This is a genomic window from Reyranella sp. (assembly GCF_017305915.1).
Taxonomy (GTDB): domain Bacteria; phylum Pseudomonadota; class Alphaproteobacteria; order Reyranellales; family Reyranellaceae; genus Reyranella.
Genome location: NZ_JAFKJN010000036.1, coordinates 15,898 through 41,796 on the forward strand (window position 1 = coordinate 15,898; position 25,899 = coordinate 41,796).

Here is a 25,899-nt window from a genome sequence, read left to right on the forward strand (position 1 = left end):
GACGATTGACGCGGACCGGCACAATCCCTTCGAAGGAGGGCGCGCCGGCCGGGCGTGCCGAAAAGTACCGGCGCCAGAACGCCTTATTGTATTCGCCGGACCGGGCGAGCAAACTCGACGGCAAAGTGAACAGGCGTTCAGGCGGGGACCTTTCAGTGGCGAGACGTGGCGCGGACTATGTCGGCACGATGCCGGTGCAGGAGAAGCACCGTTTCGACGAGCGGCGGCTCGCCAGCTTCATGGCGGAGCACGTTGCTGGCTTCACGGCGCCTGCCACGGTCGAGCAGTTCAAGGGCGGCCAGTCCAACCCGACCTATCGCCTGACCGACGGCGCCGGCCGGCGTTACGTGCTGCGGCGCAAGCCGCCGGGCAAGCTGCTGCCGTCGGCGCATGCGGTCGACCGCGAATTTCGCGTGATCTCCGCGTTGAATAGGACCGACGTGCCGACGCCCAGGGCCTACGCGCTGTGTGAGGACGACAGCGTTGTCGGAACGGCATTTTACATCATGGAATTTTGCGACGGCCGCGTGCTGTGGGATCCGCTGCTGCCCGAGGTGCCCAAGGAAGGCCGGCTGGCGATCTACCGGGCGAAGTTCGACGTGCTCGCCCGCCTGCACGCCGTCGACTATGCCGGCCTCGGCCTCGCCGATTTCGGCCGGCCGGGCAGCTACGTCGCGCGCCAGATCTCGCGCTGGGGCAAGCAGTACAAGGCGTCGGAGACCGAGGCCATCGAGGCGATGGACAGGCTGCTCGAGTGGCTGCCCGCGCACCTGCCGCAGAACGACGAGACCGTGCTGGTCCACGGCGACTACCGGCTCGACAACATGGTGTTCCATCCGAGCGAGCCGCGGGTACTGGGGGTGATCGACTGGGAGATCTCGACCCTGGGCGATCCGCTGGCCGAGCTATCCTATCTCTGCATGCTGTGGCGCACGCCCAAGGACTGGGGCGGCCTGCACGGCCACGACCTCGACGCGCTCGGCCTGCCGACCGAGCAAGAGATGGTCGCCTACTACTGCTCTCTGTCGAAACGCGCCGTGCCCGCTCCGGCGCTCTGGGAATTCTACATGGCCTACAATCTGTTCCGTGTCTCGTGCATCCGGCAGGGCGTGTATGCCCGCGCGCTCGACGGCACCGCCTCCAACATGCGCGCCGCCGAGTCGGGCAAGCTGGTGCGGCCCGCAGCCGAGCTTGCCTGGCAGCTTGTCGACCGCATCGCGGGAGCGGCGCGATGAGCAAGCGCAAGATCGCCGTCGTCGAATCGACGCCCGCCCCGGATCGCGACAACCGCCCGCCGGTCGAGGCGATCCGCGCGGCGGCCTTCCAGCAGTTCGCCGAGCGCGGCTATCCGGTGGTGACGGTGCGCGACATCATGAAGGCCTGCGGCCTGACGCAGGGCGCGCTGTACAACCACTTCAAGTCCAAGGACGAGCTGCTGCACGACATCATCGCCTCGACCCAGGCCGAGCTCGAGCGGGTCTGCCAGCAGGCGGTGTCGGGCGCGGGCAGCGACCCGCGCGCCAAGCTGGCGGCGTTCGTGCGCGCCTATGTCATGCGCCACTGCCGGCTCAGGATCGAGGCGCTGGTCGCCAACCGCGAGATCAGCTGGCTCGACGCCGAGCGGGTGAGGGACATCCGCCGCAGCCGCCGTGCCATCCGCGACATCGTCGTCGGCATCCTGACCGAAGGCCTCGAGAAGGGCGTGCTCGATCCGCCGCAGGTCGACGGCCGGCGCGACCTCAAGGCGCTGGCGATGGCGATGCTCGACCAGTGGACGAACGTCTCGATGTGGTACACGCCGGGCGGCCGGATGTCGGAGGAGCAGATGGCGCGGCTCTATGTCGACATGGCCTTGCGCGCCGCCGGGGCGAAGGCCTAATCACCCGTCCGTGTTCAAGCGTCTCCTCGCCGCTGCTCTTGCTGCCAGCCTCGCCGCGGGCTGCGCCGGCGTCTCCGACGAGCCGCCGCTGTCGGCCCAGGCGGTGGCGGCCGCGCCGTCCCTCAGCATTCCGGCAGGCAGGTGGCGCGCGGTGCTGGTGGCCGGCGACAATTCGAGCCCGGCCTTCGACAACGGCATCGACACCCTGCGCGAGCGCTTCGCGGCGCTGGGCGTGCGCAACATCACCCTGCTGGCGGCGTCGCAGGCGCGCGGCGCCCGATTGGCCAGCGCGCGCGCCATCGACGGCAGCTTGCGCGCGGCCGGCGGCGAGGCGTGCTTCGTCTACATGACCAGCCACGGCGACGAGAGCGGCTTCTTCCTGCGCGCCGAGCGGCGGACGCTGAGCCCGGGCGCGCTCGACCAGGCCTTGAGCGCGGGCTGCGGCGAGCGGCCGACGGTGCTGGTCGTCTCGGCCTGTCACAGCGGTACCTTCATCAACGCCGAGACCCGGCGGCCCAACCGCATCATCGTCGCGGCCGCCGCGACCGATCGCACGAGCTTCGGCTGCGGCGCCGACGACGACTACACCTACTACGACCAGTGCTTCCAGCAGTCGCTCGACGGTGCCGCGACCTGGCGCGAGCTCGCCCAGGCGACGCGTGCCTGCGTGGCAACGCTCGAGCGTCGGCTCGGCGTGCGCCGCGAATCGCGGCCGCAGGTCTTCGTCGGACCCGCGGTCGCGAACCTGCGGCTGCCGGGCCGCTAACGATTAGTCGGAAATGCCGGAATTCGATTTTCCGCATTTCCGGCTAATGAATGAGGCTCTCCAACCTTTCCAGGTGAGCAAGTCGAAGACTCCATCTCTCTCCAACTGAAAGGAAGAGAGGGGCTTGGACGACTCTTCTACCCCGGACTCCGACAAGCGCGGACCTTATCCATTAGCCGCAAATGCGGAAAACCGAGTGTGCGCTTTTGAAGTCAGTCGCCTTCAGCATAGCTGATGATGACTTCTTGGATTGTCGGATCGCCGTAGGGCGACTGTTCGCTCGAGTCCTTGTAGTTCATGGACGGTCCACGCAAGTGGATGTGTGAGGCTCCCATGCCTGCCAACTCGGCCAAAGCAGCAAGGTCGCCATACCTTGCCTGTCACGGTCGATTTCAACTGTCCCAGAGTTCACGACGCGAAAACTGAGCACGGGCATCTCCTGGCCGGACATGATCCATTTACGGCTAGTCGATGAGGTCCTCCAGCCTCCCGAGTCGGCGGGGTAAGTCGAAGACTCCGTCTCTCCTCCACTGAAAAAGGGGAGAGCCTTGGACGACTCTTCCATCCCCGGCCCGACGAGCGTGGGCCTTATTCATCAGCCATAAATGCGGAAAATCGAATTTGCGCATTTACGGCCAATCGATACGTCCTCGTGTCGTGCCCTGGCCTGCGCCACGCCGTTTAGGCGACTTGGGCAAAACGGTGAAGAACGGTCGAAAACGGCCCGGTCCCGCGACGGGAAAGAATTTCCGCATTTTCGGCTAATGGATGACCCCGTCGCCCTCGTATGACGAGGGCACTTCTCCTTGCCGGACTCCGGCAAGGAGAAGCAGGCTGACCCGACTAACCGATCACGGCCATGAAATCGCAGGTCACATGGTTGGGATTGTTGGCACCCAGCGCCAGCGTGTGGCGGGCCGGCCGCGAGGCGGTATCGGGAAACATCTCGGTCCATGGGCCATTCAGCATCTTGCGGCCGACTGCGGGATCCTTGACCCAGAAGTTGATCTTGATGACGTCCTCGACCGTGCCGCCGGCGGCTTCGACGCAGAGGCGGATCTGCTTGAAGATGTTGGCGACCTGAGCCTCGGCCTCGGGCGGCATGGTGTGGGTGTCGGGATCGCGGCCGCTGATGATGCTCGACATCAGGATGTTGCCGATCCTGCTGGCGTTGGGGATCGGGTTCTCGTGCTTGAAACCCGGCCAGTTGATGCTCTTGCGCTTGGCCATCTCGTCCTTCTCCTTCACTTCACTCTTGCACTCAGCAGCTCGCCGAACACCTCGAACCGCTCGCCGTTGAAGCGCTGCAACAGCATCTCCTCCATCGGCTGGTAGTCGTCGGGGGCGGTCGTCATGTTGATGCCCTTGAGCAGCATGGCGGGATGGAAGTCCCTGAGGTTGGCCGCCTGCTTCATGACGTTCTCGCGGGTCAGCAGGTCGCCGCACTGCTTCAGGACCTGCACGATCGCCTGGGCCTGCACGTAGCCCACCACGTTCTGCGGGTCCTCGAGGCTGCCGGCGGGATAGTACTTCTTCATCCAGGTGACCCAGGCCTGGAACTCGGGGTCTTCCTTGTATTGCGGGTCGGTCGGGTCCTTCACGAAGGCGGCCGAGACGATGCCTTTGGAGGCCTCGACGCCGGCCGGCCGCATGACGATGCCGATCGAGGCCGCCGGGTTGTCGATGAACTGCATCGGCTTCCAGCCCAGATCGTGCGCCTTGCGGATCGCTTGCACCGCGAACTTGGGCGTCGTGATGTTGAGGAACACATTGGCCTTGGTCGAGGCGAGATCGATGATCTGCGAATCCACCGTGGCGTCGGTGACCTCGTAGCTCACGGCGCGCACGACGATATCCTTGGCCTTCGGGCCCAGCCGCTCGCCGAAACCCTTGAGGAAGTCCTTTCCGAAATCGTCGTTCTGGTAGAGCACGGCGACCTTCGGGTCCTTCACTTCCTTCATGACGTAGGCGGCGTAGATGCTGGCCTCTGCCGTGTAGATCGGCGTCAAGGTCATCGTGTAGGGAAAGTTCTTGGGATCGTTCCAGCGCGCGGCGCCGGTCGCGAGGAAGAGCTGCGGCACCTTTTTCTGGTTGAGGTACTTTTGCACCGCGGCGTTGGTCGCCGTGCCGAGCGAGCCGGAGATCGCCAGCACCTGGTCTTCTTCGACCAGCTTGCGGGTCTGCTCGACCGTCTTGGGCGGGCTGAAGCCGTCGTCGAGCGAGATCATCCTGATCTTGCGGCCGTTCACGCCGGCCTGGGCGTTGATCATGTCGAAATAGGCTAGCTCGGCCTTGGCGAGCGTGATGAATCCCGACAGCGGGCCCGAGTAGGGCATGGTCTGGCCGAGCTTGATCTCGGTGTCGGAGGCGCCGGGATCGTACTTCTTCTGAGCATACGCGAGGCTGACGCTGAACGCGAACGCAACGCACGCGGCTGTCGCTTTTGCGATCATGCCCATGGTTTCCTCCCGATCTCGTCGGTTAGCATGGCACAACCGAACGGAGGAAACGATGGCGCTCGTGAACTATGAGCAGGATGGGCAGGTGGTGACGCTCACCCTGAACCGCCCCGAGAAACTGAATGCCTTCAGCGACGAGCTGGTCGGCGCGCTCGGCGACGCACTGCACCGCTTCGACACCGACGAGACCGCGCACATCGCGATCCTGTGCGGCACCGGCCGCGCCTTCTCGAGCGGTGCCGACGTGCAGCAGCGCCAGCTCCGCAGTCGCGAGGAGTTCCTCAAGCTCGGCGGGCCGCAGGGCCGCGGCACGCATTCTTCCGACCTGCTGACCAAGGCGGTGAACTGGAAGCCCGTGATCGCCGCCGCGCACGGCTACGTGCTCGGCCTGTCGGTCGGCATCGTGCTCGAATGCGACCTGATCGTCGCCGAGGAGGGGACGCGCTTCCAGATCACCGAGACCTCGCGCGGCCTGGGCGCCGGCAAGTACTGGGCGCTGATGCACTATCGCGGCGGCGGCGCCTTCACAATGGAGGCGGCGCTGACCGGCCGGTTCTTCACCGCCGAGGAGGCGTTCAGGGCCAACCTGATCAACCGCGTGGCGCCGAAGGGCGAATATCTCAAGGTCGCACGAGGGCTGGCCGGCGAGGTGCTGAAGAACCCGCCGCTCAGCGTGCGTTCGACCGTGCGCATGCGCCGCTACTACATGGACCGCCTCAGCCGCGAGGTGATGTTCATGGGCGCGCCGGAGAAGCTCTATCTCTCCGAGGATTTCGGCGAGGCCGCGCGCGCCTTCGCCGAGAAGCGCAAGCCCATCGCCTTCAAGGGACGCTGACCATGCGCCGCAGCACCGACGCCATCCTGACCAGCCATGCCGGCAGCCTGCCGCGCCCCGGCGACCTGATCGAGGCCAATCACCAGCGCGAGCTGGGCAAGGTCGACGAGGCAGGCTTCCAGAAGACGCTCACCGAGTCGGTCAGCGATGTCGTGCGCCGCCAGGTCGCCGCCGGCATCGCCGTGCCGGGTGACGGCGAGTACGGCAAGTCGATGGGCTCCAAGGTCAACTACCGCGCATGGTGGAGCTACTCGTTCGAGCGGCTCAGCAACCTCAAGATCGAGGACATCGACCGCGACACCCTGCCGGTCCAGCGCTCGTCGCCGGGCAATACGGTGCTGTCGACCTTCGCCGACCGCCGCGACCGCATCCGTTTCAAGACGGCCTACGGCGATCCCGAATCGGGCATCACGACCGGTCCGCGGCCGCTCAACTGGCCGTTCGCCGTCGGGCCGGTCCGCTATACCGGCCAGGACGCCATTGCCCATGACATCGCGAACTTCAAGGCGGCCTTGAAGGCGAACGGCGTGCAGGAAGGCTTCATGACCTCGATCGGGCCAGCGAGCTGCGCGCGCATCGGCAACCGGCACTACAAGACCGACGATGAGTTCGTGTTCGCCTGCGCCGATGCCATGCACGAGGAATACAAAGCGATCGTCGATGCCGGGCTGATCCTGCAGATCGACGATCCGGCGATCGCCGAGAACTTCGACCAGATCAATCCCGCGCCGACCTACGAGGAATACCGCAAGTTCACCGAGCCCAAGATCGAGGCATTGAACCAGGCGCTGAAGGGCCTGCCGCAGGACCGCATCCGCTTCCATCTCTGCTGGGGTAGCTGGCACGGCCCGCACATGACCGACATCCCGATGAAGGAGATCGTCGGCCTGATGCTGAAGATCAACGCCGGCGCCTACTCTTTCGAGGCGGGCAACGTTCGCCACGAGCATGAATGGTCGGTGTGGAAGGACACCAGGCTGCCCGACGACAAGATCATCCTGCCGGGCGTGGTGAGCCATGCCACCAACGTGGTCGAGCATCCCGAGCTGGTCGCCGAGCGCATCGGCCGCTTCGCCAAGCTGGTCGGCAAGGAGCGCGTGATCGCCTCGACCGACTGCGGCCTGGGCGGCCGCGTCTATCCCGACATCGCCTGGGCCAAGCTCGAGACGCTCGCACAGGGAGCGGCGATCGCCAGCAAGCAGCTGTAGAGAAGAATGAAGGAGACAGGAAAACTGTCATCCTGAGCGTAGCGAAGGATCTCATGCCGGTTGCAAGCGACGATGAGGTCCTTCGCTTCGCTCAGGACGACAGAAAAGCCTCCGCCATCTCGCGCAGCTTGGCGCGCTGGATCTTGAAGCCGTTGGGCGAGGGCGTCTTGGGGAAGTCGTCGATCGCGAACACGCGCGGCGGCACCTTGTAGTTGGCGAGCCCGCGCTTGCAGTGGGCGATGACGTCGGCCTCGTCGAGCGCGGCGCCGGGCTTCAGCATCACGAACGATACGGCGCGCACACCCTCGGGTCGCGGCACGGCGATGGTCTGGCAGCCCTCGATCGCCGGCAGCTTCTGGATGTGGGTCTCGATCTCCAGCGGGTTGACCAGGAAGCCTGAGAGCCGAAGCACGTCGCCCATGCGGCTCAGGAAGGTGAAGCTGCCGTCGGCTTCGATCTGACCGAGATCGCCGGTGCGCACATAGCCATCGGGCGTCATTGCGTCGGCCGTCGCTTTCGCGTTGCCGTAGTAGCCGACCATCAGCGACGGCCCCGTGCATTCCAGCGCGCCGGGCTGGCCGACGCCCAGCAGTTCGCCGGTCTCGGGATCGCGCACCCGGACATGGGCGAAGGGCGAGCTCACGATGCCGCCGCCCTTCTTGCGCTGCGCCACCGGCGCATCGATCGGCTGAATGGCGTACAGCGCCTGCACTTCGCTCATGCCGTAGGGCCCGCGCAGGATCAGGCCGCGTTGCTCGGCGACCTCGGCGATGTTCTCCAGCGCGGCGTTGAAGCCGGCGTAACCCATCCACTTCACCGAAGGGAACGGCCGCTTGCCCGGCACCAGCTCGAGCAGGCGCGCGATCATGTCGTCGCTACCGAGCAGCGACGTCGGCCGGTGCTGCGCGATCAGCCGCGCGATCTCCTCGATCTCGTAGGACTCGACCAGCACGCACGGCTTGCCCGCCGCGAGGGTGGTCATGGTCTGGTTGAAGCCGAACACGCCGCACAGCGGCAGGATGGACAGCGCCAGCGTCTCGGGCGCGTCGAAGCCGAGGGCGCGCGCCACCTCCTGTGCGTGCGTGGCGATGGCGCCCTGGCGATGCAGCACGAACTTCGGCGCGCTGGTGGTGCCCGAGGTGGTGAAGATGTTGCACGGCGCGTTCGGCGCGGCGTGACTGGCGCCATGGCGCGGCCGCGACAGCAGGCGGTCATAGGGCACGCGCCGCAAGCGTTCGATCGCCGGCGGCGTGGTAGGCGGTTCGTCGCCGACGATGACGATCGCGGCGAGGCGCTCGAGCGCGCGCGGCTCGACCTCGGCCAGGATCGACAGGAAGTCGATGCGCCGGAAGCCGGGGGCGCAGGCCAGCACCTTGGCGCCCGAGCGGCCGACGATGTCGGCGACCTCCACCGCCCGGAAGCGCGTGTTGACCGCGACCGCGATCGCGCCCAACCGCGCGCAGGCGAAATAGAGGATCGGATAGGCCGGGATGTTGGGCAGCCACAGCGCCACGCGATCGCCCGGCTCGACGCCGAGATCGGAAAGACCGCGCGCCGCGCGCAGCGACAGCTCGTGCAATTCCGCAAAGGAGATCGTCCTTTCGCCCTGCAGCAGGGCGGTCGCGTCGGGCGTCTGCTCGGCCCATTCGGCGAGCAAGGTCCAGACATCGGCAGCGGGCATGGCGAGGGGCATGGCGAAACCCTAGCGCAAAGTCGGTTGACCGGGCACGGACCTTGCTCGACCTTCGGTCTCGGGAGGATGGGGGATTTCGTATGCTGCGTCGTAGCCTTCTTGCCGCGCCGATGATCCTGGCCGCCGCGTCGGCGCGCGCCGCCGACTGGGTGCCCAAGCAACCGATCAAGATCCTCGTCGGCTATGCGCCGGGCGGTACGGCCGACATCGCGGCGCGCATCGCTGCCGACACCTTGGCCAAGAAGCACGGCCTCACCGTCGTGGTCGACAACAAGACCGGCGCCGGCGGCTTCATCGCCCTGAAGGCGGTCGTGCAGGCGCCGGCCGACGGCTACACCGTGGGCATCGGCATCATGGGCCAGCTCGCGGTCGGGCCGGTGGTGCCGGGCTCGGCCATTCCGCTGGATCTCGACAGGGAGCTGGTGCCGATCGCCAACCTGGTCGGGGTGCCGATGGCGCTGATCGTGCGCATGGATGCGCCGTTCAAGACCATCCCCGAGCTGATCGCTTACGCCAAAGCCAATCCCGGCAAGGTGTCTTATGCCTCGACCGGTCTCGGCTCGACCAACCAGCTCGCCGCCGAGTTTCTTGCCGCGGAGTCCGGCGGGCTGAAGATGATCCACGTACCGTATCGCGGCGGCGCGCCGGCGATCGCTGACGTGGCGGCCGGCAACTGCGACCTGTTCTTCGCCAACGTGTCGGAGATCATGGGCATGGTGAACGGCGGCAAGGTCCGCGCGCTCGCTCTGGCCGCGACCAAGCCGTCGCCGCTCGCGCCCGACCTGCCGCTGCTGACCAAGGACATTCCCTCGCTCGACATCAACAACTGGTTCGGCCTCGTCGGACCGGCGGCGCTGCCGGCCGACATCAAGGCGGGAGTCGCCAAGCTGTTCCTCGAGGCGGTTGCCGATCCGTCGAACAAGGACACGCTCGAGAAGCAGGGGCTCGAGGCGATCGGACAGGGGCCCGAGGCTTTCGCAGCGTACATCCACAAGGACCGCGAGCGCTGGGCGAAGGTGGTCAAAGCGGGCAATATCAAAGCGGAATGAGTACAGAAGCAGCGCCGTTGTCCCTCGGCATCGATATCGGGGGCACCTTCACCGATCTCGTCATCCACGATCCGCGCGACGGGCGCGCCGTCATCTGGAAGGAGAGCACCACGCCCGACGATCCGGCGCGCGGCGCCCTCTTGGGCACGCGCCGGGTGCTGCAGAAGGCGGGCGCCAGGCCCGAGCAGGTCGGCCGCGTCGTGCATGCCACGACGCTGTTCACCAACGCGCTGATCGAACGCAAGGGGGCGAAGACCGGCTTGCTCACTACGGCCGGTTTCCGCGACGTGCTGGAGATCGGCCGCGAGCGCAAGTACGAGCTCTACGATCTCTTCATCGAGATGCCCAAGCCCTTGGTTCCGCGGCCGTGGCGGCGCGAGGCTGAAGAGCGGCTGGCCGCCGACGGCTCGGTCGAGAAGCCGATCGAGTTGGACGGTGCGCTGAAGGAGGTCGCCGAGCTGGTCGAGCAGGGCGTCGAGAGCCTCGCCATCTGCTTCCTGCACAGCTACGCCAACGCCGCGCACGAGCGCGCGGTCGGCGCGGCGATCGCCGAGCGCTACCAGAACCTTTCGATCTCCTTGTCGTCCGACGTCGCGCCGGAGATCCGCGAGTATCTGCGCGCATCGACGACGGTCGCCAACGCCTATATCCGGCCGCTGGCCGAGGTCTATCTCGAACGGCTCGAGCAGGCGCTGCGCGCCGAGGGTATCCCCGGCGGCCTGTTCCTGATGCTGTCCAACGGCGGTCTCACCCATGTCAGCGAAGCCAAGCGTGCCCCCGTGCAACTGCTGGAAAGCGGCCCGGCGGCAGGCGCGCTGGCCGGCGCCTGGTTCGGCCGCAACGCCGGGCTGGAGCGCGTACTGGCTTTCGACATGGGCGGCACGACCGCCAAGCTGGCACTGGTCGACGATGGCGAGCCGCTGGTCGCCTACGGCTTCGAGGCGGCGCGCGAGAAGCGTTTTTTGCGCGGCTCCGGATTGCCCATGCAGATCGCTACCGTCGAGCTGATCGAGATCGGCGCCGGCGGCGGCTCGATCGCCCACAAGAGCGACCTTGGCACGCTCAATGTCGGCCCCGAGAGCAGCGGCGCCCAGCCGGGCCCGGCCTGCTACGGCCGCGGCGGCACCAACGCGACGGTGACGGATGCCGACCTGACGCTCGGCTATCTCAACGCCGACTTCTTCCTGGGCGGCGCGATGAAGATCGACCGCGCCGCGACCGACACGGCGTTCGGTGAGTTGGCCGGTGAACTCGCGGTCGAGCCGTCGCGCGCCGCTTTCGGCGTGCACGACGTGGTAAACGAGAACATGGCGGGCGCCGCCCGCGTCGCGATCGCCGAGCGCGGCCGCGTGCCGTCGGAATACGCGTTGCTGGCGACCGGCGGGGCAGGCCCCGTCCACGCCTGGCACGTCGCGCGCAAGCTCGGCGTCAAGCGCGTGGTCTGTCCGCCGGGGGCGGGGGCAGGCAGCACCATCGGCATGCTGATGGCGCCGGCGCGCGTCGATCGCGTCGCGAGCTTCAGCCAGCCGCTGGCCGGTGCCGACCTGAAGGAAGCCGAGGGCATCTTTGCGGCGCTGGAGAAAGAATCGCTCGAGGTGCTGCGCCTGACCGGCGCCGATGTCGAGGCGCGCACGGTGAAGCGCCTCGCCGACATGCGCTACATCGGGCAGGGCAGCGAGATCACGGTGTCGATGCCGGCTCCGCTCAGCGATGCCGGCGTCCGCACCGAGTTCGAGGCAGCCTACAAGGCGCTGTTCGCGCGCACGCCGCCCGGCGCGAGCATCCAGTTTGTCGCGTTGCGCCTCTCGGTTGCGGCGCCGATGCCGGGCACCGGCGGCAAGCTCGAACTACCGCGCCATGCCTCGGCCGATGCGCAAAAGGGCATGCGGCCAGTGTTCTTCCCCGACGAGAACAAGACAGTGCCGACCAGGGTCTGGGATCGCTATGCGCTGAAGCCCGGCGTCACGATCGACGGGCCCGCGGTGTTCGAGGAAGACGAAAGCACCTTCATCGTCGGCCCGGGCGCCACGGCGCGGTTGCTGGCCGACGGTTCCATCCTGGCGGAGGCAACCTGATGTCTTCGCTGGGAGCGCGCCACTCCAGTGGCGCATCTTCTTGTCTCGTTGGGGCACCCCATGAGCGCCGCTGGAGTGGCGCGCTCCCAGCCATGAGTACCTCACCATGACCCGCACGTTCGATCCGATCGAGCTGGAGCTCCTGTGGCGGCGGTTGATCTCGGCCGTCGACGAGGCGGCGGTCGCCATGGTGCGCACCAGCTTCTCGACCCTGGTGCGCGAGAGCTACGACTTCTCCTGCGTCATCACCGACCAGGACGGCCAGTCGCTGGTGCAGGCCTCGGAGAGCATCCCGAGCTTCATCGGCACCTTGCCGGAGACGGTGAAGCACTTCCTGCGCGCCTTCCCGCCGGGCAAGCTCGAGCCGGGCGACGTGCTGATCACCAACGACATCTGGCTCGGCACCGGCCACCTGCCCGACATCACGCTGGCCAAGCCGATCTTCAAGGACGGCAAGCTGATCGCCTTCAGCGCAACGACGGCCCACGCGCCGGATATCGGCGGCAAGATCCGCAGCCCCGAGCCGCGCGAGGTGTTCGAGGAGGGCCTGCAGATCCCGCCGATGAAGATGATCGCCGCCGGCAAGACCGACGAGACGCTGGTCACCATCATCCGCAAGAACGTCCGCACGCCCGACCAGACGATGGGCGACCTCTATGCCCAGATCGTCGCGCTCGACGTCATGGAAGACCGGCTGCGCACGCTGATGGCCAACTACGGCCTCGACGACATCACCGACCTCGCGCGCGAGATCCAGGGCCGCTGCGAGCAGGCGATGCGGTTGGCGATCCGCGCGCTGCCCGACGGCACCTATCGCAGCGAGCTCAAGACTGACGGCGTGCACGACACGCCGATCACCATGAAGCTCGAGCTGACGATCAAGGGCGACGAGATCGCCATGGACTTCGCCGGCACGGACCCGCAGGTCGACCGGGCGATCAACTGCGCGCTTTGCTACACCAACGCCATGGCGATGTACGGGGTCAAGGTCTGCACCAGCCCCAACCTGCCCAACAACGAGGGCGCGTGGCGGCCGATCAAGCTCACGGCGCCCGAAGGCTGCATCGTCAATCCGGTGTTCCCGGCCTCGGGCGGCTCGCGCATGCTGATCGGCCACTACGTGCCGACGCTGGTGTTCGGCTGCCTCGGCCAGATCGTGCCGGAGCGGGTGATGGCCGCCTGCGGCAGCCCGATGTGGGGCATGAACCAGTCGGGCGTGAGGAACGGCCGGCCCTACGCCAACATGTTCTTCTACAACGGCGGCATGGGCGCCAACACGCAGGGCGACGGCGTCACCTGCCTGTCGTGGCCGTCCAACGTCTCGTCGACCTCGATCGAGATCAGCGAGCACATCGCGCCGTTGCGCTTCCATCACAAGAAGCTGCGGTCCGATTCCGGCGGCGCCGGCCGCCATCGCGGCGGTCTGGGGCAGGAGATCCTGATCGAGAGCCTGAGCGAATCGCCGATCGCGGTGTCCTTCCTCGCCGAGCGCACGGTATTCCCGGCCTTCGGCATCGAGGGCGGCAGCGACGGCGCGCCGGGCGAGCTGCGCATCAACGGCGAGAAGACCGACCCCAAGAAACAGTACGTCTTGCAGAAGGGCGACACAGTGGCACTCGGCACGCCGGGCGGCGGCGGGCATGGCGATCCCAGGAAGCGCGGCGCCGCGGCGCTCGCGGCCGATTTTGCTGCAGGCTACGTGACGGACCGGGCGGCGTACGGGCGCTAGCCCGTCACCACAGCAGCCACACCAGGCTCGCGCCGCCGAGCAGGACGACGACCAGCGACGGCACCACGATCCGGACGCGCGAGGCCCGGTAGTTTCCCTCGTCGATCGCCCGGGCGACGTCGAGATAGTGCCAGATGCCGCCCAGCATCACGACGACACCCAGGATCACCAGGCCGATGCCGAGCTCCTCGGCGTGGGTGTTGGCGGTGCGGCCGCCGGGCACCCCACTGGGCACGATGCGGCTGAATTCGACCAGGAACAGGCTGAAGCGGTTGATCGCGATGCCCAGGGTGATGATCGCGATGGCGGTGCGGACCCAGGCGAGGATCGTGCGCTCGTTGGCGAGATGCTCCGGGACGTGGTGCGGTTCCGCCTGCTGCTGCGGATGCTCGATATTGTTGTCGGCCATGCTAGCCTCCTGCCGCTGCGCCAGCATAGTGTGCCGGCAATCAAGAACGATCCATCCGGAGGAACCTCTTTGCGTACCCTGACCTTCGCCGTCGTCGCGGCCTCGCTCGTCGCCGCGCCGGCCTTCGCCTGGCAGCCGACCAAGGCGATCGAGTTCGTCGCCACCGCCGGTCCGGGCGGCGGCACCGACAATTTCGCGCGCGCGGTGCAGGCGGCGATCGTCAAGAACAAGCTGCTCGACCAGCCGATCGTCGTGGTCAACAAGGGCGGCGGCAGTGGCGCCGAGGGCTACACCTACGTCAAGGGCATGGCGGGCGATCCGTACCACCTGGTGTTCGGCACCTCGAACACCTGGCAGCAGCCGATGGTGTCCAAGGTCGCCTTCAAGGCGAGCGACTTCACGCCGATCGCCGCCATGGTGCAGGACGAGTTCCTGCTGTGGGTGAAGCAGGACGGCCCGAAGGACGTGAAGGAATATCTCGCGGCGATGAAGGCCAAGGGCAGCAGCGCCAAGATGGGCGGCGCGCAGTCCAAGGACACCGACGAGCTGCTGACCCGCATGATCGAGAAGACCGCGGGGCTGAAGTTCATCTACGTGCCGTTCAAGAGCGGCGCCGAGGCCGCGGTGCAGCTCGCCGGCGGCCATGTCGACAGCCACGTCAACAATCCGAGCGAGAGCATCGGCCAGTGGAAGGGCAACACGCAGCGGCCGATCTGCGTCTTCAACGCCAAGCGTCTCGCCGCGGGTCCGAAGGTCACGGCGGCCGAGGGCTGGAGCGACATCCCGACCTGCCAGGAGGCCGGGCTCGCGATCCCGCTGTTCCAGCAGCCGCGCACCGTGTGGCTGCCGCTCAAGGTGACGCCCGAGCAGGTCGCCTTCTACGTCGACCTGATGAAGAAGGTGCAGGCGACCGCTGAGTGGAAGGACTATGTCGAGAAGAGCTCGCAGAGCCAGGTGTTCCTGACCGGCCAGGAATTCACCGACTACATGACCCAGGACAGCGGGCGCGTGCACAAGGTCGCGGAGGAGCAGGGCTGGCTGGTCAAGTAGCCTGATGTTCTCGCGCCGCGCCCTCGAGGCGCTGACGGCCGCGATCACCGGCGCGTTCGGGATCGCGGTCATCGTCCAGAGCCTGGACAACGGCATCGGCTGGTCGACCGCCGGTGTCGAGTCCGGGACCTTTCCCTTCATGACCGGCCTGATCGTCGCCGCCGGCAGCCTGTACAACCTGGCGCGCGGCTGGCTGCGCGGCCGCGAGATCATCGTCGACCGGGTGGCGTTCCGGCGCACGCTGGCGCTGTTCCTGCCGGCGGCGGTGTTCGTCGCGGCGATCCCGCTGGTCGGCATGTATGTGGCCTCGGCGGGCTACCTGCTGGCGACCCTACGGATGCAGAGCGGGCTGGCGTGGCTGCGCGCGCTGGCGATCGCCATCCTGGTCGCGATCGGCCTGTACGTCGTGTTCGAATGGAGCTTCCAGGTGGCGTTGCCGCACGGCCTGCTCGGCGCGTGGCTGGAGCACTGAAGATGGAGAATTTCGACCTCCTGCTGCACGGCTTCTCGATCGCGATCTCCGTCGATCACGTCGCGCTGATGATCGGCGGCGTGCTGCTCGGCATCCTGGTCGGCGTGCTGCCGGGGTTGGGGGCGCCGAACGGCGTGTCGCTGCTGCTGCCGATCACCTTCGGCATGCAGCCGGTGTCGGCGATCATCCTGCTGTCGAGCATCTACTGGGGCGCGCTGTTCGGCGGCTCGGTGACCTCGATCCTGTTCAACATCCCGGGCGAGCCCTCGTCGGTGGCGACGACCTTCGACGGCTATCCGATGGCGCGCAGCGGCCGGCCGACCCAGGCGCTGGCAACGGCCTTCGGCTCGGCGGCGTTCGGCGCGCTGGTCGGCGTGGTGCTGATCACCTGCCTCGCCTCGTGGATCGCCGGCGTGGCGCTGAAGTTCGGCCCGGCGGAGTACTTCGCCGTCTATTTCCTCGCTTTCTCGAGCTTCATCGGCGTGGGCGGGGCGCCGCCGATCAAGACCGTGGTGTCGCTGACCCTGGGCTTCGCGATCGCCGCCATCGGCATGGACACCGTTTCGGGCCAGGTCCGCCTGACCATGGGCGTCGACGAGCTGGTCAAGGGCGTCAACTTCGTCGTCGCCGTCATGGGCCTGTTCGGCATCGGCGAGCTCTTGATCGCGGTCGAGGAGGAGATGCACGCCCGCGCCGTATCCTCGCGCATCGACTGGCGCGAGGTCTTCCGCACCATCGCCAGCCTGCCGCGCTACGGCTGGGTGCTGCTGCGCAGCGCCGCGGTCGGCTGCTGGATGGGCATCACGCCGGGCGGCCCGACCGCCGCCTCGTTCATGAGCTACGGCATCGCCAAGCGCGTGTCGCGCCGGCGCGACAAGTTCGGCACTGGCGAGCCCGAGGGTATCATTGCGCCCGAAACCGCGGACCACGCCGCCGGCACCAGCGCGCTGCTGCCGATGCTGTCGCTCGGCATCCCGGGCTCGGCGACCGCCGCCGTCATGATGGGCGGGCTGATGATCTGGGGCCTCAATCCCGGCCCGGCGCTGTTCATCGAGCAGCCGGATTTCGTCTGGGGCCTGATCGCCTCGATGTATCTCGGCAACATCGTCGCGGTCGTGCTGGTCCTGCTGACCGTGCCGATCTTCGCGGCCCTGATGCGGCTGCCGTTCTTCTTCATCGCGCCGCTGATCTTCATCGTCTGCGTGGTCGGCGCCTATTCGGTATCGAACTCCTATCTCGACGTGCTGCTGATGATGGGCTTCGGGGTGCTGGGCTACCTGTTCAAGAAGCTCGACTATCCGCTGGCGCCCTTGGTTCTTGCAGTGGTGATCGGCGACAAGGCCGAGGACGCCTTCCGCCAGTCGATGCTGATGTCCCAGGGCTCGCTGCGCATCTTCGTCGACAACGCCCTGGTCTCGACCCTGGTCGGGCTGGGATTCGCCCTGTTGCTGGTGCCGCCGCTGGCGCGCACTTTCGGCCGGTTGCGCAAGCGCGCGGCCTGAGTGTGCGGAAATGCACAGGCACCCATATCGATCCTGGGTTAGTTTGTTGGCCAGTGAACGGATGAGGGGCGACGGAGGGAAATGATCGACGGTCAGGTTCCGACCGCGAGCACGCATCGGCGGCGACGTATTTCGCTGATCTGGCTGGTGCCGCTGGTGACCGCGCTGATCGCGGGTTGGCTGGCGTGGGACACCTTCTCCAAGCGCGGCCCCACCATCACCCTCTCGTTCAACACCGCCGAAGGGCTCCAGGCCGGCCAGTCCCAGCTCAAGTTCCGCGACGTCACCATGGGCACGGTGAAGGGCATCAGGATCGCGCCCGACCTGTCCAGGGTGCTGGTCACGGTCGAGACGGTCCGCGAGGCGACGCCGCTGCTGACCGACAAGACGGTCTTCTGGGTGGTCAAGCCGCAGCTCTTCGCGGGCAACGTGCAGGGCCTCGATACGCTGCTGTCCGGCTCCTACATCGGCATGCTGCCGTCGACCGCGGAGGGCACGCCGCAACGCGAGTTCGTCGGCAGCGAGGATCCGCCGATCCTGCAGACCGCGATTCCCGGCACGACCTTCCAGCTGCGCACCAAACGGCTGGGCTCGCTGAGCCTGGGGTCGCCGATCTTCTTCCGCGACCTGGCCGTCGGCACCGTGCTGGGCTGGGACCAGAGCGACCTCGTGAACGGCGTCACGGTCAGCGCGTTCGTGCGCGCGCCGTTCGACAAGTACGTGCGCGAGGATTCGCTGTTCTGGAATGCGTCGGGCATGTCGCTCAAGTTCGCGTCGGGCGGCGTCCGCGTGCAGATCGAATCGATGCGCGCCCTGCTGCTCGGCGGCATCGCCTTCGACACGCCGGCCGATTCGAAGGCGGCCGTCGCTACCGCCGACCATCGCTTCCCCCTCTACGCCAGCGCCGACGCCGCGCAGTCGGCCGGCTTCGGCCGGCACATGGAGTTCGTGTCGTACTTCACGGGCTCGGTCGCCGGCCTCGATCCGGGCGCCGAGGTGACCTTCCACGGCCTCAAGATCGGCGAGGTCACCAATGTCGACCTCGTCTACGACCCCAAGAGCGACAAGATCAGGGTCCCGGTGCATTTCCGCGTCGAGGCGGCGCGGATCGCCAACATTGCCCCGATGCAGGGCATCCCTGCGGGCGCTCTCGCGGCCGAGATGGTGAGACGCGGTCTGCGCGCCACCCTGCAGGCCCCCAACATGCTCACCGGCTCGAAAGTCGTGGCCCTGGTGCTGATGCCCGAGGCGCCCGCCGCCGAGATGACGCGCGAAGGCGACACCTTCGTCCTGCCATCGGACGAGGGCGGCGGCTTCGACAGCATCACCCGCGGCGCGTCGGAGCTGTTGTCGAAGATCAACCGCATCGACTTCGATGCGATCGGCGCCAACATCGCCAGCGCCGCCAAGGGCCTCGACACTACGATCAACGGGCCGGAGCTGAGGCAGTCCCTGGCGTCGCTCAACGCCACGATGGCCGACGTGAAGGACCTGGCGCACAAGCTCGACGCCGACGCCGGTCCGGCCCTCAAGCGCCTGCCCGAGATCTCCGCGCAGCTCCAGGACGCGCTGACCCGGATCGGCCGGCTGGCCGGCTCGCTCAACACCGGATACGGCGACGATTCCCGGTTCAACCGCGACATGACCCGCCTGATGGCGCAGCTCAGCGACACCGCGCGCTCGTTGCGCACGCTGACCGACCTGCTGTCGCGCAATCCCGAAGCCCTGATCCAGGGCCGCTCCGACAAGGGGAAGTGACGATGCCGATGCCGCTCCGCCGGCGCGGGTTGATGAGCCTGCTGCCTCCGCTTGCATTGGCCGCCTGTTCCTCGCCGGACCCTGGTCTCTATGTCATTGCCGTGCGGTCGGGACAGGCCATGCCGTCGGCGCCGCCGGTCGTGCAACTGCGCGACATCGGCCTGCCGAGCTACCTCGATCGCCGCGAGATCGTGCGCTCGTCGGAGGACTACAAGATCGGCGTCCGGTCGAACGACTGGTGGGCCGAGCCGCTGGGGTCGATGCTGAGCCGTGTCCTCTCCCTCGAGCTGTCGCAGCGCCTGCCGGGCAGCAACGTCTATCGCGAGGGCGGCGCCATCAATGCCGATCCCAACGCCATCGTCGCGGTGAACGTCCAGCGCCTGGACGTCGATCCATCGCGCACCCTGCAGTTGCTGGCCCAGGTCGCGGTCGAGTTCAACCGGCCGCGCCGCACGGCGTCGCGCACCTTCACGATCGCCAAGCCGGTATCGGCCGCCACGGTCGTGGCCGAGGTCGCCGCCGCCAGCGACGCGGTGGCCGAGCTGGCCGACGGCATCGCCCAGATGCTGCAGCGATGACCGAGCCGCAGCTGCGCGAGTGCTTCGGCTGCGGCCTGTTCCAGCTCGTGCCGGCGCTCGGCCCGGACATGCGCTCGAATTGCCTGCGCTGCGGCACGACGCTGCGGCACACGCGCGCCAATTCGCTGGACCATTGCCTGGCGGTGACGGCGGGCGGCCTGGTCGCCTTCATCGTGCTGTGGACGGCGACTCTGATGCAGGTCTCGCAGGTCGGCATCGTGCATGAGACGAACCTGATGTCCGGCCCGGCCGAGCTGGTCCGGCATGGGCTATGGCCGTTGGCGCTCGCGGTCGCCTTTACGACGGCGATCGCGCCGTTGGCCATGTTCGCCGGCACGCTCTACGTGCTGGTCGGTCTGCGGATGAGGCGGCCGCCGCCGGGGCTGGCGCGCGTCTTCCTGTTCGCGCGCAAGATGGGCGTCTGGGCGATGCTCGAGGTGCTGCTGCTCGGCGTGTTCGTCGCCTACACCAAGCTCGGCGACCTCGTGCATATCGAGGTTGGCCCAGCGGTCTATGCGCTGGGCGCACTCGCCATTCTCACGGTGTGGGCCGACAATGCCCTCGACCCCGCCCAGGTCTGGGAGGAGATCGAGCGGCGCGGCCAGTCCCACGATCGTCTGCCGCCGGTGCCGCCGATCGCCTTCCTGCCGGGGGCGGTGGGCTGCGAGGCCTGCGGGCTGGTCAGCGTGCCGGCCCATGATCGCGCCCGCTGCCCGCGCTGCGGCTCGGCGCTGCATGCGCGCAAACCCGACGTCATCAACCGCACCTGGGCGTTCGTGATCGCCGGCGCGATCCTCTACATCCCGGCCAACTACTACCCGGTGCTGACCGTCATCCAGATGGGGGCGGGGGCGCCCAGCACGATCATGGGCGGCGTCATCGAGCTGCTCGATTCGAAGATGTATCCGCTGGCGCTGCTGGTGTTCTTCGCCAGTATCCTGGTGCCGGTGTTCAAGCTCGCGGCCCTGACCGCCATGCTGATAACCGCCAAGCTCGCGGCGAGCAACCCGGGGACAGCGCTCTGGCTGCGCGAACGCACGCGGCTCTACTACATCGTCGCCTGGGTCGGCCGCTGGTCGATGGTCGACATCTTCATGGAATCGCTGCTGGGCGCGCTGGTCCAGTTCGGCGCGGCGGTGAACATCGCGCCGGGCATCGGGGCCGTGGCGTTCTGCGCCGTGGTCATCCTGACGATCTTCGCCGCCGAAGGCTTCGACCCGCGCCTGATGTGGGACGCCGCCGCGCGAAATCCGCATCGGTTGCCGGCCGATCCGGCGATCGAGTCAGAGGGTTCCCTCGCCCAGCGGGCTTGATAGATTGTCGGCCCTAACACGAGGAACCGCTCATGAAGCTCGCTTATTCGCCCGCCAGCCCTTACGTCCGCAAGGTCACGGCCTGCGCCATCAAGCGCGGTCTCGACAAGCAGGTCGAGCGGGTGAAGATCGGCACGACCGATCCGGAGCTGCTGAAGTACAACGCCCTGTCGAAGGTGCCGACCCTCATCCTCGACGACGGCACGTGCATCTTCGACAGCCCGGTGATCTGCGAGTACCTCGACAGCGTCGGCTCGGCGCCCAAGCTGTTCCCGCCGCCCGGCGCGGCGCGCTGGAAGGCGCTGACCCAGGAGGCGCTGGCCGACGGCATCCTCGACGCCACCCAGCCGCGTCGCCGCGAGGTCGCGCTGCCGCAGGACGAGGGCCGCAAGGGCTACATCGCGCTGCAGCAGGGCAAGGTCGCCCGCGCGCTCGACGCGTTCGAGGCGCAGGCCGATTCGCTGGGCAACCTCGACACGATCGGCGAGATCACCATCGGCTGCGCCCTGGGCTATCTCGACTTCCGCTATCCCCACGAGCCGTGGCGGCCAGGCCATCCCAAGCTCGAGGCGTGGTACGCCAAGGTCGCGACGCTGCCGCCGCTCGCCGACACGATGCCGGTGGGCTGAGGCCGATTCGGAGAAGGGGGCACCGATGCCGGCACGCACGGGCGAGCAGTTCCTCGAGGGCCTGCGCAAGCCGCGCGCGGTGTGGGTCGACGGCGAGCGCGTCAGCGACGTCGTCTCCCATCCCAAGCTGTGCGGCGCGGCCCATGCGCTCGCCGAGATCTACGACCTGCAGCACGTCCAGGCCGCGACGTGCCTGATGCCCGACCCGGAGACCGGCGAGCCGATCCCGGTCAGCCACATGATCCCCAAGTCGCGCGAGGATCTGGCCAAGCGCGGCCGAGCGCTGCGCGCCGTGGCCGAGTACTCGGTCGGCCTGATGGGCCGTACGCCCGACTACATGAACGTCACCTACGCGGGCTTCGCCGGCCGGCCCGACGAATGGGGCGCGCATGGCAACGAGGCCGGGGCAGAACGCCTGGTCGCCTACCAGAAGTTCCTGCGTCGGGGCGACATCTCGCTGACCCACACCATCGTCCAGCCGACCGTCGACAAGGCGACCGGCGATGCGCCGGTCGCCGGCAACGAGCACGCCCTGCGCAAGGTCGGCGACACCGAGCACGGCATCGTGGTGCGCGGGGCGCGGGTGCTGGCGACATTGGCTCCCTTCGCCGACGAAATAGCGGTCTATCCGGCGGCGCCGCTGCCGCAGGGCTCGGATGACTATGCGCTCTCCTTCTGCATCCCGATGGACACGCCGGGCCTGAAATTCCTGTGCCGCGACAGCGTGTCGAGCGGCGGCAACCGCTTCGACCATCCGCTGTCCAGCCGCTTCGACGAGCAGGACGCCTTCGTGATCTTCGACGACGTCGAGGTGCCGCGCGACCGGCTGTTTATCGACTGCAACCTCAAGTCCTACAACGCGGTGATGACCACGAGCTGGCCGCCGAACATCCAGCAGCAGACCATGATCCGCGCCTCGGTGAAGCTCGACTTCGCGTGGGGCGTGGCGCTGCGCATGGCGGCGGCGATTAACGCCGCCGATCCCGAGACCAACCGGCTGATCGGCGAGATCTGGAGCTATGCCGAGCTCGCGCGCTCGGCGGTGATCGCGGGCGAGGCCGAAGCGCGCGAATGGCCGAGCGGCCTGTGGACCTGTGCGCCGGGCCCGATGCACGTGCTGCGCGGCATCCTGCCGATCTGGTTCCCGCGGGTGAACGAGATCCTGCGCCTGATCGGCTCGCACAACCTGTTCGCCACGCCGACCGCGGCGCAGATGGCCGACCAGGACCTGCGCGGCCTGATCGACCGTTACCTGCCGGGCGCCAAGGGCATGCCGGCGGAGGAACGCATCCGCATCTTCCGCCTGGCCTGGGATTTCGCCGGCAGCGCGCTCGCCAGCCGCAACGAGCAGTACGAGCGCTTCTACCTGGCGTCGTCGGCCCGCAACATGGCGCGCCATCTCGCCTTCACCGACCGCAGCCGTGCGGATCGGTTGGTTGACCGATTCCTCAAGGAGCCGTACTAGCACACCATGAGCAACTACCGCCTGTCGAGACGTGCTGCCGGCCTGATGCTGGGCGCTGCCGCCGTCTCTCCCGCCATCGGCCTTCGTCCGGCGCGCGCCCAGACATTGGACAAGTTCAGCTACCAGACCAACTGGCGCGCCCAGGCCGAGCATGGCGGCTTCTACCAGGCGCTGGCGACCGGCCTCTACAAGGAGGCCGGGCTCGACGTCGAGGTCCGCCAGGGCGGGCCGCAGCTAGACGTCAACGCGATGCTGCTGGCCGGTCGCGCAGACCTGGTGGAGACCGACGCCTTCCGGGTGTTCAACTTCGCCCGCGACAACGTCCCGGGCCTGGCGATCGCCGCAATGTTCCAGAAGGATTTGCGCGCCATCCTCTCGCACCCCGGCGTCGGCAACGATTCGCTGGCCGCGCTCAAGGGCAAGCCGATCCTGATCGGCGCCGCCGGGCGCACCTCGTTCTGGCAGTGGCTGAAGGCCAGGTACGGCTACACCGACGAGCAGGTGCGACCCTACACCTTCAACCTGGCGCCGTTCCTGGCCGACAAGCAGATCAGCCAGCAGGGCTTCGTCACCAGCGAGCCCTTCGCCATCCGCCAGGCCGGCGTCGATCCGGTGATCCACCTGCTGGCCGACAACGGCTTCGTCAACTATCCCAGCATCTCGATCTGCCTGCCCAAGACCGCGACCGAGCGGAAGGACGTGGTGCAGCGCTTCGTCGACGCCTCGGTCAAGGGCTGGAAGAGCTACCTGACCGGCGATCCGGCGCCAGCCAACGCGCTGATCAAGCGCGACAACCCCGACATGACCGACGACAAGATCGCCTACGCGATCAAGGTCATGCGCGACGCCGGCGTGGTCGGCGGCGGCGATGCGGCGAGCCTCGGCATCGGCGCTCTCAACGCGCAGCGCTGGAACGACTTCTACAAGGACATGGTCGACTGCGGCGCGCTGCCCGGCGGCTGGGACGTCGCCAAGCTGATGACACCTGAGTTCGTGAACAAGAAAGTCGCGATGATCTAGGTGGCCGCACCCGTCGTCACCTGCCGCAACATCAGCAAGCGCTTCGCCAACGGGACTGTGGCGCTGGGCGACGTCGCGCTCGACATCCTTGAGCACGAGTTCCTGTCTCTGCTGGGGCCGTCCGGCTGCGGCAAGAGCACCTTGCTGCGCCTGATCGCGGGCCTCGGCGATCCCAGCGGCGGCGCCATCGCGTGGCGCGGCCAGCCGTCGCTTTCCTTCGTCTTCCAGGAACCGACCTTGATGCCGTGGGCGACCGCGCTGTCGAACGTCATGCTGCCGCTGCGGCTGGCGGGCGTGAGCGGCGACGAGCGTCGCGCGCGGGCAACGGCTGCGCTGGCGCAGGTCGGGCTGGCGGGTTTCGAGAAATCCTATCCGCGCGAGCTGTCGGGCGGCATGAAGATGCGCGTGTCGATCGCCCGGGCGCTGGTGACGCAGCCCAAGGTGCTGCTGATGGACGAGCCGTTCGCGGCGCTCGACGAGATCACGCGCTTCAGGCTGAACAACGACCTGCTCGAGCTGTGGCGGCGCGAGGGCTTCACCGTGATCTTCGTCACCCATTCGGTGTTCGAGAGCGCCTTCCTGTCGCAGCGCATCGCCGTCATGAGCGCGCGGCCGGGCCGCATCGTCGACGAGATCGCCCTCGAGGCGCCGTATCCGCGCACGCCCGAGTACCGCACCTCGGCGCAGAACAACGAGTATTGCCGCCGCGCCTCGGCCGCGCTCGAGAAGGCGATGGGTCATGGCTGAGCGCTGGTCCCGCGTCGTGGCGCCGCTGGTGCTCGGCCTGCTGGCGCTCGGCCTCTGGGAGGGCCTGGTGCAGGCCTTCGAGATCCCGGCCTACCTGCTGCCCGGGCCGATCCTGATCTTCAGGACCCTGGTCACCGACTGGCGCACGCTGATGGAATCGTGGTGGATCACCATGAGCATCTCGCTGGCGGCGCTCGCCGTGGCGGTGGTGCTGGGCGTGGTGCTGGCGCTGCTGTTCGCCAGCTCGAAATGGATCGAGCGCTCGTTCTTCCCCTACGCGGTGATCCTGCAGGTGACGCCGATCGTGGCGATCGCGCCGCTGATCATCATCTGGGTCAACGACGTCAAGCTGTCGCTGCTGATCTGCGCCTGGATCGTCGCCTTCTTCCCGATCCTGTCGAACACCACGGTCGGCCTGAATTCGGCCGACCACAATCTGGTCGACCTGTTCCGGCTCTACCGGGCGCGGTGGTGGCAGACGCTGCTGCACCTCAAGCTGCCGGCGGCGATGCCGTATTTCCTGGCGGGCCTTCGCATCTCGGGCGGCCTGTCGCTGATCGGCGCGGTGGTCGCCGAGTTCGTCGCCGGCACCGGCGGCACCTCGTCGGGCCTGGCCTACCGCATCCTCGAATCCGGATACCAGCTCCGCATCCCGCGCATGTTCGCGGCGCTGCTGCTGATCTCGGTCTCGGGCATCCTGCTGTTCCTGGCGCTCAGCCTGCTATCCCACCTCTGTCTCCGGCGCTGGCACGAAAGCGCCATCAAGCGGGAAGGGTAGTTATCCGCCCTACCGCCGGTGCGGCGATCTGGCTAAAATTCGATGGCATCCGCAACGGAGCGGCCGATGAGTGACGACATCGACGTCCTGAAACCGGAAACGATCCTCAAGCCCAAGACCGAGCGGCCGCGCCTCTACAAGGTCGTGCTGTTGAACGACGACTACACGCCGCGCGAGTTCGTGGTGCAGGTGCTGAAGGCTGTCTTCCGCACCACCGAGGATCAGGCCTATCGCATCATGATGACGGCGCATCAGAAGGGTGTCTGCGTCGTGGCGACCTTCACGCGCGACGTCGCCGAGAGCAAGGCGACGGAGGGCACCGACATGGGCCGCCAGAAGGGCTATCCGCTCGCCTTCTCGACCGAACCCGAGGAATAAGCCGGGCGCGTCTTCCCATGCTCATATGGACCGCGAGGCTGCGGTAGGCCGTGTCGCTCATGCGATCAGGCGCTCGGTCGCCGGGCATTGCGCGGCAATCGCCGCCC

24 protein-coding genes are annotated in these 25,899 nt (G+C 67.6%); 20 read left to right on the top strand and 4 right to left on the bottom strand.

Annotated elements, in window-relative coordinates:
• Positions 1-188: 188 nt before the first annotated feature.
• Genes J0J01_RS28855 through J0J01_RS28865 form a run of 3 tightly spaced genes read left to right on the top strand, consistent with a single transcriptional unit; the run spans position 189 to position 2,645 of the window.
• Entirely contained in the window at positions 189-1,235 is a 1,047-nt protein-coding gene (locus J0J01_RS28855) for a phosphotransferase (RefSeq protein ID WP_296387126.1), read from the top strand.
• Positions 1,232-1,879 (top strand): TetR/AcrR family transcriptional regulator, encoded by a 648-nt coding sequence (locus J0J01_RS28860; protein WP_296387079.1) that lies wholly within the window; start codon positions 1,232-1,234, stop codon positions 1,877-1,879. The genes J0J01_RS28855 and J0J01_RS28860 overlap by 4 nt, the downstream gene beginning before the upstream one ends.
• Before the next feature lie 10 nt (positions 1,880-1,889).
• Positions 1,890-2,645, top strand: coding sequence for a C13 family peptidase (locus tag J0J01_RS28865; protein WP_296387080.1), 756 nt, complete (start codon positions 1,890-1,892; stop codon positions 2,643-2,645).
• An 843-nt stretch (positions 2,646-3,488) separates the two neighbouring features.
• Here J0J01_RS28865 and J0J01_RS28870 read toward each other — a convergent pair.
• Together J0J01_RS28870 and J0J01_RS28875 are read right to left on the bottom strand one after the other, a co-directional pair.
• On the bottom strand, positions 3,489-3,875 hold the full coding sequence (locus tag J0J01_RS28870; protein WP_296387081.1) for a RidA family protein: 387 nt from the start codon (positions 3,873-3,875) through the stop codon (positions 3,489-3,491).
• A gap of 14 nt (positions 3,876-3,889) precedes the next feature.
• Positions 3,890-5,104, bottom strand: coding sequence for an ABC transporter substrate-binding protein (locus J0J01_RS28875; RefSeq protein WP_296387082.1), 1,215 nt, complete (start codon positions 5,102-5,104; stop codon positions 3,890-3,892).
• A gap of 52 nt (positions 5,105-5,156) precedes the next feature.
• Here J0J01_RS28875 and J0J01_RS28880 point away from each other — a divergent pair, with 52 nt between their 5' ends.
• Both J0J01_RS28880 and J0J01_RS28885 read left to right on the top strand, forming a co-directional pair.
• Positions 5,157-5,939, top strand: coding sequence for an enoyl-CoA hydratase/isomerase family protein (locus J0J01_RS28880; protein WP_296387083.1), 783 nt, complete (start codon positions 5,157-5,159; stop codon positions 5,937-5,939).
• Between the two features lie 2 nt (positions 5,940-5,941).
• On the top strand, positions 5,942-7,147 hold the full coding sequence (locus tag J0J01_RS28885) for a cobalamin-independent methionine synthase II family protein (protein ID WP_296387084.1): 1,206 nt from the start codon (positions 5,942-5,944) through the stop codon (positions 7,145-7,147).
• Between the two features lie 91 nt (positions 7,148-7,238).
• Here the strand turns inward: J0J01_RS28885 and J0J01_RS28890 are convergent, their stop codons facing one another.
• The gene (locus J0J01_RS28890) at positions 7,239-8,840 is read right to left on the bottom strand and encodes an AMP-binding protein (protein ID WP_296387085.1); all 1,602 of its coding nucleotides are present in this window, start codon (positions 8,838-8,840) and stop codon (positions 7,239-7,241) included.
• A gap of 80 nt (positions 8,841-8,920) precedes the next feature.
• Here J0J01_RS28890 and J0J01_RS28895 point away from each other — a divergent pair, with 80 nt between their 5' ends.
• From J0J01_RS28895 to J0J01_RS28905, 3 genes are all read left to right on the top strand, one after another.
• Positions 8,921-9,889 carry a tripartite tricarboxylate transporter substrate binding protein gene (locus tag J0J01_RS28895; protein ID WP_296387086.1) on the top strand — a complete coding sequence of 323 codons (969 nt, stop codon included), beginning with the start codon at positions 8,921-8,923 and terminating at the stop codon, positions 9,887-9,889.
• Positions 9,886-11,964: a hydantoinase/oxoprolinase family protein gene (locus tag J0J01_RS28900; protein WP_296387087.1), complete on the top strand. Its 2,079-nt coding sequence runs from the start codon at positions 9,886-9,888 to the stop codon at positions 11,962-11,964. The genes J0J01_RS28895 and J0J01_RS28900 overlap by 4 nt, the downstream gene beginning before the upstream one ends.
• Positions 11,965-12,070: 106 nt before the next feature.
• On the top strand, positions 12,071-13,693 hold the full coding sequence (locus tag J0J01_RS28905) for a hydantoinase B/oxoprolinase family protein (RefSeq protein ID WP_296387088.1): 1,623 nt from the start codon (positions 12,071-12,073) through the stop codon (positions 13,691-13,693).
• 4 nt (positions 13,694-13,697) lie between these two features.
• Here J0J01_RS28905 and J0J01_RS28910 read toward each other — a convergent pair whose 3' ends face one another.
• Complete coding sequence (locus J0J01_RS28910) at positions 13,698-14,102, bottom strand: DUF202 domain-containing protein (protein WP_296387089.1); 405 nt, start codon at positions 14,100-14,102, stop codon at positions 13,698-13,700.
• A gap of 69 nt (positions 14,103-14,171) precedes the next feature.
• On the opposite strand from J0J01_RS28910, the gene J0J01_RS28915 reads away from it, so the two are divergent.
• The 12 genes from J0J01_RS28915 to clpS all read left to right on the top strand — a co-directional run bounded on the left by J0J01_RS28915 (position 14,172) and on the right by clpS (position 25,792).
• A complete protein-coding gene (locus J0J01_RS28915) occupies positions 14,172-15,152 on the top strand; it encodes a tripartite tricarboxylate transporter substrate-binding protein (RefSeq protein WP_296387090.1) in 981 nt (326 codons plus the stop codon).
• 4 nt (positions 15,153-15,156) lie between these two features.
• Positions 15,157-15,624, top strand: coding sequence for a tripartite tricarboxylate transporter TctB family protein (locus J0J01_RS28920; RefSeq protein ID WP_296387091.1), 468 nt, complete (start codon positions 15,157-15,159; stop codon positions 15,622-15,624).
• Between the two features lie 2 nt (positions 15,625-15,626).
• The gene (locus J0J01_RS28925) at positions 15,627-17,126 is read left to right on the top strand and encodes a tripartite tricarboxylate transporter permease (protein ID WP_296387127.1); all 1,500 of its coding nucleotides are present in this window, start codon (positions 15,627-15,629) and stop codon (positions 17,124-17,126) included.
• Between the two features lie 81 nt (positions 17,127-17,207).
• A complete protein-coding gene (locus J0J01_RS28930) occupies positions 17,208-18,884 on the top strand; it encodes an MlaD family protein (RefSeq protein ID WP_296387092.1) in 1,677 nt (558 codons plus the stop codon).
• Positions 18,885-18,985: 101 nt separating this feature from the next.
• Positions 18,986-19,462, top strand: coding sequence for a PqiC family protein (locus J0J01_RS28935; RefSeq protein WP_296387093.1), 477 nt, complete (start codon positions 18,986-18,988; stop codon positions 19,460-19,462).
• Positions 19,459-20,775: a paraquat-inducible protein A gene (locus J0J01_RS28940; protein ID WP_296387094.1), complete on the top strand. Its 1,317-nt coding sequence runs from the start codon at positions 19,459-19,461 to the stop codon at positions 20,773-20,775. The genes J0J01_RS28935 and J0J01_RS28940 overlap by 4 nt, the downstream gene beginning before the upstream one ends.
• A gap of 32 nt (positions 20,776-20,807) precedes the next feature.
• Positions 20,808-21,404, top strand: coding sequence for a glutathione S-transferase family protein (locus J0J01_RS28945; RefSeq protein WP_296387095.1), 597 nt, complete (start codon positions 20,808-20,810; stop codon positions 21,402-21,404).
• A gap of 25 nt (positions 21,405-21,429) precedes the next feature.
• Positions 21,430-22,869 carry a 4-hydroxyphenylacetate 3-hydroxylase N-terminal domain-containing protein gene (locus J0J01_RS28950; protein ID WP_296387096.1) on the top strand — a complete coding sequence of 480 codons (1,440 nt, stop codon included), beginning with the start codon at positions 21,430-21,432 and terminating at the stop codon, positions 22,867-22,869.
• A gap of 6 nt (positions 22,870-22,875) precedes the next feature.
• Positions 22,876-23,889 carry an ABC transporter substrate-binding protein gene (locus J0J01_RS28955; RefSeq protein WP_296387097.1) on the top strand — a complete coding sequence of 338 codons (1,014 nt, stop codon included), beginning with the start codon at positions 22,876-22,878 and terminating at the stop codon, positions 23,887-23,889.
• Positions 23,890-24,636 (top strand): ABC transporter ATP-binding protein, encoded by a 747-nt coding sequence (locus J0J01_RS28960; protein WP_296387098.1) that lies wholly within the window; start codon positions 23,890-23,892, stop codon positions 24,634-24,636.
• Positions 24,629-25,414 carry an ABC transporter permease gene (locus J0J01_RS28965; protein WP_296387099.1) on the top strand — a complete coding sequence of 262 codons (786 nt, stop codon included), beginning with the start codon at positions 24,629-24,631 and terminating at the stop codon, positions 25,412-25,414. The genes J0J01_RS28960 and J0J01_RS28965 overlap by 8 nt, the downstream gene beginning before the upstream one ends.
• A gap of 66 nt (positions 25,415-25,480) precedes the next feature.
• Complete coding sequence (gene clpS / locus J0J01_RS28970; protein WP_296387100.1) at positions 25,481-25,792, top strand: ATP-dependent Clp protease adapter ClpS; 312 nt, start codon at positions 25,481-25,483, stop codon at positions 25,790-25,792.
• Positions 25,793-25,899 lie beyond the last annotated feature (107 nt).